Source organism: Simplicispira sedimenti, from assembly GCF_022760965.1.
Taxonomy (GTDB): Bacteria; Pseudomonadota; Gammaproteobacteria; order Burkholderiales; family Burkholderiaceae_C; genus Simplicispira; species Simplicispira sedimenti.
On sequence record NZ_JAKVIJ010000023.1, the window covers coordinates 1 to 10482 of the forward strand.

Annotated in this window: 8 protein-coding genes and 1 pseudogene; 2 read left to right on the forward strand and 7 right to left on the reverse strand. The window is 54.3% G+C overall.

Annotation, left to right across the window (positions count from 1 at the left end):
• Positions 1-1253: pseudogene (locus MJ602_RS16565) on the forward strand (transposase); the annotation flags it as partial.
• Entirely contained in the window at positions 1246-2532 is a 1287-nt protein-coding gene (locus MJ602_RS16570; protein WP_243021852.1) for an ATP-binding protein, read from the forward strand. The pseudogene MJ602_RS16565 and the gene MJ602_RS16570, both read left to right, overlap by 8 nt.
• Here MJ602_RS16570 and MJ602_RS16575 read toward each other — a convergent pair.
• From MJ602_RS16575 to MJ602_RS16605, 7 genes are all read right to left on the reverse strand, one after another.
• Positions 2502-3884 (reverse strand): TniQ family protein, encoded by a 1383-nt coding sequence (locus MJ602_RS16575; RefSeq protein WP_243021853.1) that lies wholly within the window; start codon positions 3882-3884, stop codon positions 2502-2504. The two genes, MJ602_RS16570 and MJ602_RS16575, sit on opposite strands and share 31 nt — an antisense overlap.
• A gap of 19 nt (positions 3885-3903) precedes the next feature.
• Complete coding sequence (locus tag MJ602_RS16580; protein ID WP_243021854.1) at positions 3904-4233, reverse strand: hypothetical protein; 330 nt, start codon at positions 4231-4233, stop codon at positions 3904-3906.
• A 264-nt stretch (positions 4234-4497) separates the two neighbouring features.
• The gene (locus MJ602_RS16585) at positions 4498-6042 is read right to left on the reverse strand and encodes a TnsD family transposase (RefSeq protein ID WP_243021855.1); all 1545 of its coding nucleotides are present in this window, start codon (positions 6040-6042) and stop codon (positions 4498-4500) included.
• 349 nt (positions 6043-6391) lie between these two features.
• On the reverse strand, positions 6392-8125 hold the full coding sequence (locus MJ602_RS16590; protein WP_243021856.1) for a hypothetical protein: 1734 nt from the start codon (positions 8123-8125) through the stop codon (positions 6392-6394).
• A gap of 358 nt (positions 8126-8483) precedes the next feature.
• Complete coding sequence (locus MJ602_RS16595) at positions 8484-8936, reverse strand: DMP19 family protein (protein ID WP_243021857.1); 453 nt, start codon at positions 8934-8936, stop codon at positions 8484-8486.
• A gap of 79 nt (positions 8937-9015) precedes the next feature.
• Positions 9016-9765: a hypothetical protein gene (locus MJ602_RS16600; RefSeq protein ID WP_243021858.1), complete on the reverse strand. Its 750-nt coding sequence runs from the start codon at positions 9763-9765 to the stop codon at positions 9016-9018.
• 121 nt (positions 9766-9886) lie between these two features.
• Positions 9887-10390 carry a hypothetical protein gene (locus tag MJ602_RS16605; protein ID WP_243021859.1) on the reverse strand — a complete coding sequence of 168 codons (504 nt, stop codon included), beginning with the start codon at positions 10388-10390 and terminating at the stop codon, positions 9887-9889.
• Between the last annotated feature and the right edge of the window lie 92 nt (positions 10391-10482).

Below are 10482 nucleotides of genomic sequence, written 5' to 3' on the forward strand. Positions count from 1 at the left end.
TTCGGAGACCGCATCTCCGTCAACTGAAGTCCGAACCGTTTACACAAAAATTCGGACACGCCCCCATCGTGTATGTCATCGTGGACGTTTTCTCAACGGCTGTCGTGGGCTTTTATGTCTGTCTCACAGGTCCCAGTTGGGATACCGCGCAGGTCGCTATTTTCAACACAGTCGCATCGTCCAACCTGATGAGTGATCTGTGGGGATACGACATGCGTCAGTCTCTATTTCCCACCCCTACGCTTCCTGCAAGGCTGCTCTGCGATCGAGGTGAGTATCTATCCAAGCGGGCAAAGGCCACGGGCATGAAACTGCTCACTACTCTCAGCTACACCGCGCCCTTCCGTCCCGATCTGAAGGGCGTGGTGGAGGTCATGCACCGCATCATGAAGAACGTGCAGTACCACTTCATTCCAGGTGCGATGGACGCCAGGAGGAAGGAATACGACTTGCGCCGATCTAACCCAGCGGCAGCAACCATGTCGGTCCGTAAGTACATGCAGTTTCTCCACGAGTGCTTCTACATCTACAACCTGACTGCAGACCGAAGCAATCGCTTGGATGCACACATGATCGCGCAAGGTGTGTTCCCTAGCCCAGCAGGGCTGTGGCGTTGGGGGCATGCCATGGGGATTGGCTTCTCTCGCGCACAGTCACAGGCGGAGTTAATCACGCAGCTGCTCCCCACGGGCGAGGCACGCGTCACTCGGAACGGTGTCGTCTTCCGCACGAATCGCTATAGCGCGCCGGTCGTAGAAACCGAGCAATGGACAACTCGCGCACGATCAGTTCGGGGCAGTTGGGAAATCCCGGCCCAGTACTACCCAGGCTCGGTTTCACGCATCTGGACTCCGTACGAAAGCGGAAATGGCCTGATCGATCTCACAATCTCCGACCATTCCCGGGCCGATCCCGCGCTCACCCATGACGAGATGGTTGACGCATTTGCGTTCCAAAAGCTCAAGGCGGCAGATGTTGAACACCAACGCGTGCGGGAAGCGGTACTCGGCTATCACCGCATGGAACTCATTCGCAAACAAGCCGTGGAAGAAACTCGCGCTGCCCGCAAACGTGCACATGGACTCACTCCCACAATCCGTCAAGCCCGTTCAATCGAAAACGAGTTCGCCGGTCAACTGATGGTGGGCGAAGTCCGAGGTGCTGCTAAGACACGAGCTGAGTCCAAAACCAACTATGACGCGATGATGGGCGACTTGGTCAAAGCAATGGATGCGGAGGCCATGCATGACTAAGCGCGCGCCCGAAACCGTCGCAGTGCACGACCCTTACGCAGGAAATTCACTCATTACCCAGCTTGGACCGATACGTTCACGCCCTGAAACACTAAAGGCATTGGTCGAGTTTCCGCCTCGTCCCCCCAAAGACATCGCGTCTATTCCGCGCCACGTCCGCCTACACATGCTGATGAGTGTGCGCGATCTGCACGTCCCCAGCGTGGAGGAACTGCAGTTGTACGAGACGATGGACATGATGATCCGGCAGAACTACCACCATCTGCAACCCTCGTCATCCAGTACATGGAGCATGATCAGCGGCGAGGAGGCCCGCTATAGGCCTCCTGTAACGGCGCCAACCTACGGAGCCGCAGTTGTAGGGGTTTCCGGCTCGGGCAAGACACAAGCGATTCGCAGATGCCTTTCCACATTCCCTCAAACTATCCAGCACACTTCATTTTTCCGGATGGTCAATGGCTTGCAGCAGGTGGTCTGGCTCTCGCTGGATGTTCCTGCGGGTGGCAAGGCCACCGATCTCGCAGCGGCGCTGATGACGGCATGGAAAAAGGCAACAGGCAGTACCCGTTTTGACGAGACACTGGCTGGCGAATGGCGCAATGGACCACAAATGCTGGATGAATGGCGTCAGGTTGCTTCCGGCCATTTTCTGGGTCTTCTGCACCTGGATGAGATTCAGAACCTGTTCAAGCTTCCTACTCTCAAGTCCAGAAGCGAAAGAAAGCTCGGTGAACCACCGCCAGAGCTGCGCATCATTGACGATCAGTCCCTCAAGTGGATTTTGACGGCGTTGAACGAATGGCAGATACCGCTGCTGGTCTCTGGTACGCCGGACGGCTTCGGTGCGCTGACCAAGCGTTTGAGCAACACGGAACGCATCGTCACCTCTGGGTACCATGCCTTCAAGCATTTCTGGGGAGATCACGATGCGGCGTTCCGTCAGCACTTTCTGCCAAGACTCGGCCACTACCAGTACGTCGCTCGCCCAATAGCTATCACTGAAGAATTGGGTGATCTCGTCCTCGAAAAAACTGCCGGCGTTCAACGTTTGATCATTGCACTTTGGATTGCCGCGCACCGAGTGGCGTTCGAGCGCAATGACGACGATCTTCGTCTCGATGACTTCAAGGTGGCTGCAGATACCTATCTGGCTCCAGTGGCTCAGGCCGTTGCTGCGCTTCACAGCAATGACCCAGGACGGCTGTCAATGTACGAAGATCTATCTCCGGAGGATCACAGCTTTTGGGCTCAGTTCTGGAGCAACATTTCGCGGAACTGAGGGGTTGCCAGCACAGCCTCTTGCTCCAGTCTGACGGGGAGCCGGCCTTTCATTCGCCGGGTCCTTGTCTGGTTCCTGGTCTTCGGCGTCATCCTGTCAAGGGCAATAGCCATTTTGGGTCCGCACTGGCGCATCAGCGCATCAAAACGCGCTTCGGTCAAACCCGAGATTTCCCGGGATGAGAGGTAGGAGCGCTTGTTGAGGTAATACGCCCTCAGAGCAGCTACTGCACCGATCTCCGATGTCACATCCCACTCAGGCAGGTTCGGCAAACCTATATTGCACAGAGTCTTGCGAACTACATAAACAGGTAGCTCAAGCATCCGGGCAACCTCTGCATGCCCTCCCCTTGCTGCTACGTAATGTTCGAGGAGCTCATCCATGTCGGGAATGCTGCGTTTCGCCGATCTCTGACGCAATCCGGGCATCGCATCCCCACTACAGGCTCCCGATAGAGCATTGATGGCGTGGTCTGCGCTCTCAAACAGGACGGACAACACCAGCAAGTAGGCAATCACTGATGATGCGGATTTACGAAGATAGAGCGCCCCATCCACCTGATGGAGATACGCGCCCATAGATTTTTCAACCACCTCGTAAAACACGGCGCTCAGCCACTGCTCAGGAAACAGTGCCTTAATGTGGTCGCTGATCAGCACCCCCTGCTTCGACGAAGCGTTGGCCTTGTAGCCCTGCGCGCTTCCCGTATCCCTGAGCAAAGGGGCAATGAGAGCGACGTCCAGAGGCTCCGCTCGATCGAACAGGGCAGCAGCCAGCTCAATAAATCGCTCGACATGCGGATTGCCAATGGCAGGCCTCACCCAATCTTCAGGGATCTGATCTGCGACCTCCATCGACATGGCCGGGGATGCAATGAAAGGATCCACTGATGTAGTGAAGTGCAAGGGCTTCATGTGCTTTGGACACCATATTTGGCCAGGTGTCTGCAGATCCCGGCGCCAGTAGCTCGCCCCATGAAAGCGAACATCTGCCTCAACGCATTCCTTGCAAAAGAACGCTGCCTGGCCTTTGCGCAGGCTGGCACTGTTATGAAGCAGAGACCTTCTTTCTTCGCTTCCATGGAGAAGGCCCGGAAAATAGGATGTGATCCCCCTGCGTAACGGAAGGGTCGTATGACGTTGTGCAAATTGCTCAGTAGTCATGCCGGCCATACGGCTGAGAAGTTCATGCGTTGTGACTTCACGGCGGGACCGCCCTTCCTCACCAAAATGCGCAGCCATTGCCTCCACAGCGTCCTTTGGAGTGCGGTATCCATTGATCCGCATGATCCGCCCCAAGTAGCCACGGTCCATCTCTTCCGGCAAGGGCGCTGGTTGCACAAGCATGTTCATCAGCAGTCTCCGTATCAGATCAAGCGGGTTTGAGAATCGCCAAGGATCGAATCACTGCAGCCAATGCCTTGGCATGTGACGCAGAGCCATCCCAAGTGGCCTGAAGGGCCTCAATCAGCTCTCGATTGCTGCGAACGGTATCGGCGCTGACACCACCCTCGAAGCACTCCACAAAAAGGCATACCTCTTCAAACAAACGTGAGGCTCTGACGGCTTCTCCCTTGAGGATGCGGCTGACCTGAGATTGACTGGCCCCTACGTGGGCGGCAATGTCCGCCTGGGCTATTCCATGGGCCAAACAAATACGACGAGCGTTTGCTGCGCGTGCTCTTATTTCCGATTCAACCATGCATAAAGCATAACCCAATGCATATATACATATCAAGAGCGAAACGAAATAGACAAAGGATGGGTCTCAGCGAAAAAGATCTTGGGACGGTAGATGGGCACTCAGAGCTGCCTTGATGGCTTCAAGAGTGCGCGGCAATCGGGGCAATTGGGCCTGCTTTGCCCGCAGGTCAGGTATTTGCTGGCACAACTGCCAGAGGTATATGCGCGAGATGCCCTGCTCCTCCATCAGGCGCAATGCTGCTTCACGGACCAGGAAGCATAGTTACTCATCTCGGGCTAACCAATCCACTGAGGACGGTCTGGAGCGCTGGGATTCAGGAAGGGGATCCGGTTTGTGAGCGTCCAACCAAGCGCGGTCGTTTCGATAGAGCCACGCATAGGTGCGTGGGTCCATGGTGCGCATCCACTTGACCCCGAGATCTCCTGAGGACTGCAACAGCTCAAGCCAAAGATTTCGCGCATGGGTCCTCGCTTTTTCGCTTCGCGCTTGAGACCAGTCTGCATGCAGCGTTGCGTCACTGAGTAACAAACGGGTGATGGTCCCGACAGAGACTCCGACTCGAGATGCCACTTGTTCTTTGCCTGCCCCTTTACGCAGATCCCGGATAGCTTTGGCACGCACATCTGTGGACAGCTTCTGTGGTCGTCGTGAAATCTCTATCCCTGCTTTTGCAGCCCAGATGAGAGCGGTTTGCGGGTCAACACCAACGAGGCTCGCTGCCTTGCGCACCGATTCCCCCTTTTCCTGAATGAGACGATGGAGGTGGTCCATTCGCGGGTCAATGACGGCGAATCCGGGCAACACCTTGTTTGGGGCGGTTGATTGGGTGTGAGCACCCCTGGATTTCATTGCGAGATCGAACCGTTGTGCAGTGCCGAACAGCCAATGGATAAGGAGCAGGTGCCTGATGGGATGGGTTCCCGACCGAGGCGGTCTCAGCAATCGACCCAGTTGCGTCGCCATCCCTTCCTCATCTTGGGCGAGCGACGCGAACTCTGGAACGCACCTGAGTGGCTCGCAGTAATTGAGGAAGGCTGCCGCGATCTGTCCGATACGCAAGCTCGAGGCACCGGCAATCCATTCACGCGCCCGAAATTCTTCGCGGTAGACCTCGTGCAGATCTCTGAACAGCAGTGGCTTGAATGCTCCTGACTGAACAAGGTTTTCAATGAGCTCTGCGAGTCTTAACAAAACAGAGCACGAAGCCATTGCGAGGGACTGCGTGCTTGCGGAATGCAAGTCAGCCAAGCGCGGCAAGAGCCATTGGAAGCGCTCGACTCCATTGGCTTTAAGGGCTGATTGAAGCAATGGCTGCTGGTGTGTCGTACACATCCACACACCCGGGAACTGATGCTTCAAATGCCAATAGGCCCATCCAGTTTCGCGGAGGTCTTGCTCCATACATTGCGGACAAGCCTTGAGGGGATGGTTGGCGCGAAATCGGCTTGTGAGGATGCCCAGGCGTAGCTTCAGATGGGCCACACTGGCACCGGACATACAGGCGACAGCGTTTGCTGTCTCATCTGGTGGAGCGAAAGACGCATAGAAATTGAGCAGTGTCCGCTCTCTCGCAATGGAATCGACGTCACCCAGCAATGCATTCGTGCGCTGCGCGAAGGCACCAAGACTGTTGGGTAGATCATGGTGGACACCGGCACGTGCGCTGCCGAACATCAGTTGGCAGGTTTGCGCAGATGTGACATGCCCCCAAAGCTGGTGATGACGGCTAACCAGGCTGAAGAATGTCTCGTCAGGCAGCCAGGACAGGAGCTGGTACTCGGGAAAGAGTTTGTCCGTTTCTGGCATCGCGGTAGGCTATGCCGAAGGAGGTAGCTGCGCAAGGTGTCTTGTCTTGCAGGATTTCGAGTCACCGCTGCAGGTTGTCTAAGGGAAGGATCGGCTCGGTTTCTGCAATGCAGAGGTTGCCGTCATTGAGCCCGGGTGGGCGACCTCACGCCGCACGGCATCAAGCCGTCATTCGCCGCTGACATCGACGAAGGCTCGTAGGGCAGCGTTGTGAGGCCACGCCCTTCGATTGCGTCGAAGCGATCCGCGCGCGTTACAAACGACCGAACGACTGTTTCATGCTGCACGAACTCCCAGCACTGCTCCCGCAGCACGCATCCAGCTCCATCTGCACGCCCGGACTCGCGGGTCAAGCTGCCGCGGCTGGGCCGACTGCGTTCTCCGGCGCGGGGTCGAGGTCGAGATAGACGTAGTGCGGCTCACGCCGCAAGCCCTCGGCCGGATACGTCCTCACGAGTCGTCGGTTCTCGGCGTCGTACGACATGCCGTCGACAAGACAAGCGCCAGCTACGCGCGGGGTGTGTTCGTGCAGCCACACGAAGTTCTTTCTTGTCCACCGCAGCACTGCCTTCTGGAGCGCCCGGCTGTCGTTATCGTAGTTGTCTGTCCTGACCGTCAGGCCCATGACGTTCAAACAGAAGCCAATGATCTTGGCGCCCTTGAAGTTGGCAAACTCGTTCATCCGAGCGACCTCGTCGTAGAGCAGCCGGCGAACCTTGAACTTGACAACCTTGCCTGCTTCTCCTTTGAGGCTCTGGAAGTTGAACAGCTTCCCCCATACAGAGTTGTGTTGGATCCACCAACAATGGTCGTTCGGCTTGGTCACCGCTGAGGCCGCGAAGATCACCTCGAAGATCAGGCTGGCTATGTGGTCATAGATCGTCTCCAGCATCGGGCCGTGCTTGTCCCGAATACGCAGCGGCAAGTCGTCGGGTACTCCCTTGCTATCGAGGATCTTCACAGCGTCTTCGATGAACTTGACGACTACGCGCAGGCGGGCTTGGATGTCGTCGTCCCAAGAACTATTCGCAACACCGTCAAGCTTGTACAGATCGAACACTGCGTGCTCAAGATAGCCTTTGGCGCGGTAGAGGACATATGAGTGCCCGCGGTACCCGTCTTCTACGTAGTTGCGCAGAACCATCAAGACTGCTAGGCAGTAGGCGCCCAACTGCTCAGCGTCCCACACCTTCTGGCCTGCGAAGTCCGGGTCGAGCAGAGTGCCGATCGTCTCGACCATGTCGTAGTTCGAGAACATCGCTTGGCTGAGCGGCTTGTGATACCCGATCAGGCCAGAGTGGTAGCCCTCCGCCTCGTGGAAGAGGAACGAGTCCTTGTTCGCTATGGCCTCTGAAACGATGTTCTTTCCGAACGTCTCGACTTGGACGCCGTACTTCTTCGTCTCACCGATCGCCCGGAAGATCGCTAACGCCGTCCCCGGCGACGACTCAACCATCGCACGACAGAGCCTCTTGTCAGCGATCAGCAACAGCAAGTCATTCGCGTACGCCTCGACCTTCGGAGGGACCCGCTTCCTTTCCTCTTCACGCTGGTAGCCGAAGTTCTTGAAGCGTCCTCTATCTGTCGCATGCCGCACGAGCGACCGGGCCGACAGGGCCAACTCGTCGGCTATGACAGCCAGCTCAGTCGGCGATCCCTTGAGGATGAAACGGTACAGCGTCTGCGCAAAGCGCTCCGCGTTGTACCGACCGTACGTCGGCGGTCGAATGAACGCGAACCACGTCCAGGTCAGGAACGTCAGCAGGAACAACCCTCCGAGCAGCGCTTGCCACGAAGCGGGTGTCAGCAAGTCCCCTTGGGGCACGAGCCACTGCTCAGCGCGCCAGAGGTCGGTCAGCAACGTTAGAACGCCGACGCCGGCGACGACGGCAAACGTGATTCCTTGAAGCGGGATAGGTGCAGTCCTGACGCGAAAGCGATATCGCACGTCTGCGATGGTCCAGGCCAGCACCATCAGCGCCAAGCCCGCAAGGAACTCGGAGAACCCGAAGAATTTGGGTGCGGTCGCATCGAGCGGAATGAAGCACACCGCTGCTATGCAGTTCTGAGTTGCAGTTGCCAATCCTCCTCCTCACTGCCGACAGTAAAGCAGTGTACAGGGGTAGGTGAAACTGTTGAGGTGCCCGCGGCCTGCCGTTCTGGGGCACCCCAAGACTTCGCGTACGAAGAGCGATCGTATGAGAGGCTAACCGCAACCGGCCGGTGGATGGCTAGAGCCGTCGTTGAAGGCGTCGACCGCGAGCGACTCCGTTCATCCTGAAGCCGTCACGCGTAGGTCTGTTCTGCAGCGATTGCAGCCAGTCATTCTCTGGCGCTGCGTGACTGGTCTCGGCCAGGAGCGGCCTGTGGCGGCAGATGAAAGCAGACTCTCAACGCCCTGAGTTCAGCCGCCGCCGTAGGCGGTCGGCTGCAACGAATTGTTAGCTATTTGAGGTCGCATAAGTGTCCGCAGCTTCTCCAAAACCGCCGTTTTCGGTCTTTATGAGTTTGAAGAACAACTCGTCAAGATCGCCGAAAGGTCCGCCTTCGTTGTCGCCGCATGCATCCCAAGCAGCTTCGATTGCATCCTCTCTCTCGCTACGGTCTCGAGGATATGTGGGGCCAAGGGCTGCCATGGCTTGCTCAACTAAGGCTGCGATCTGCGGCATGCCGATCTTGCGGAACGCCTCAACCCCCTCGGGAGCAAGTACGCCAGTGCTGTTGGAGAAAAACTGATCAAAGCCACCATTACATATTTCTGATTGGCACCAATGCGCGGCAAAGAGAGTGCGAGAGGCCTCTGGCGAATCTGCATATTGCTGAAGAAAGACATCTGGGCCGTCATAGATTGAAACCGTCTCCCAAATCGGATCAACAAGATCCCAATAGTCCATACACTTCCCCCTAAATAGCTAACGCATTGCTCAGTGGCACAAAAGGTGCCAAGCGTTTTGTGTCCGTTGCAGCAACTTGTTAGGCGGATTTTATGTAACATCTAAACTCTGGTCTTACCTTATCCTTTACATTGTCAATTGTTTTGATGCTATCAAAATAATCAGTAATCGTAGAGCTAATTTGACTAGTGATATTGATCAAGCCCTTGCTAACATTGAAATACGTTGAATTAGGATTATTATCTATTCTATCGTTCCCCGTGGTGCAAGAAGTAATTCTAGTTATATTTTTAGGGTTAAACTCAACATTTTCATCGGCCAATTCTCTATGCCACACGCTTAAGTAAATATACGCAAACAAATTGTTTACTAAAAGCTCAATATCGATGATATCAATAACATCACCTCTTATGCGCCAGTAACCACCCTCAAATTTTTTAAAATTATTTTCTGGCAATAACAGCTTCTGCAAAACTTCAATATCATGGGCATTGGCAATTGAATTTTTAGGGTTGCTGTTGAAATAAGCCAAAGCGATGTCTTTGAGTTGTTTATGCAATGAATTGGCTAATTCCTCTGAAAGGTTCTCTGGCCACCAATATGAGTTTTTCAGCGGACATAAATGAGATAACTCATAGAACGTGTCTTCTTCCGGAACCTCGAAATAGACTGAAAACTCCTTTCCACCTGTAACTCCTTTTCTTAATCCAATTTCTTGAGTCTGGCCATTAAAATCTCTTTTGTATACTGGAATTCCCCTTTTATTTCGCTCAAAACCAAAAGGCAAAAGGGTAGTATCTAACAAATCTTTTAACTTGGTTTCTTGCATCTCAATCTCCCTCGCCTAACGCTCGCGTCAGGGGCAAAACGGAGTGGAGGTAAATTGTGGTAATTCTTGCGCAGCAAACCACAATTTTCCGGAGCGTAGTTTTGTCCCTTGCACGCGCTTGTTATACCCATTTACTCGCAACTTTAAGTATAAAGCCAACAAGCTCATTCAAACTATCAAACTGCTCTGAATATGATTCCTTGGTGCCATCTAGGCCTTCAAAAACCAGCCCTGTAATTGTCAATCTTTTGAATTTTGATTCAGTATCAATATTATCGTCAATCTCAGATATATCTCTTAGACCGAGGAGAACCTCCAAATTCAGTTGCATGCTGCGAGGAACTTCAATATTCGATTTTAAAATATTGGTTTCGAGCTTTTTCCTACCCAGTCTCACTACCAACTCGCAGACGAGATAATCTTTTGGAAGAGGAGAGAACTCTTCAAGCATCTCAAATACATTCTCGTGCAAAGCTGATCCCTGCTTTTCGTCGATCATGTACGCGACATGAAAAAGTATATCGGATAGGAGCGAATCTTGTTTTTCAGTGCTCACTTCATGCAATTCGATAGTAGACTTTAGGCTGTCTACTAGTCCTAATAGATCATTCTTTTCAAATTTCATTGCACACTTGTTCCCACTGGAAAAGGTATAACTTATGGTTTATCTGACCAAACACCGGATACCCACAACCGTGGTCGTTAAACAAAGTCGCA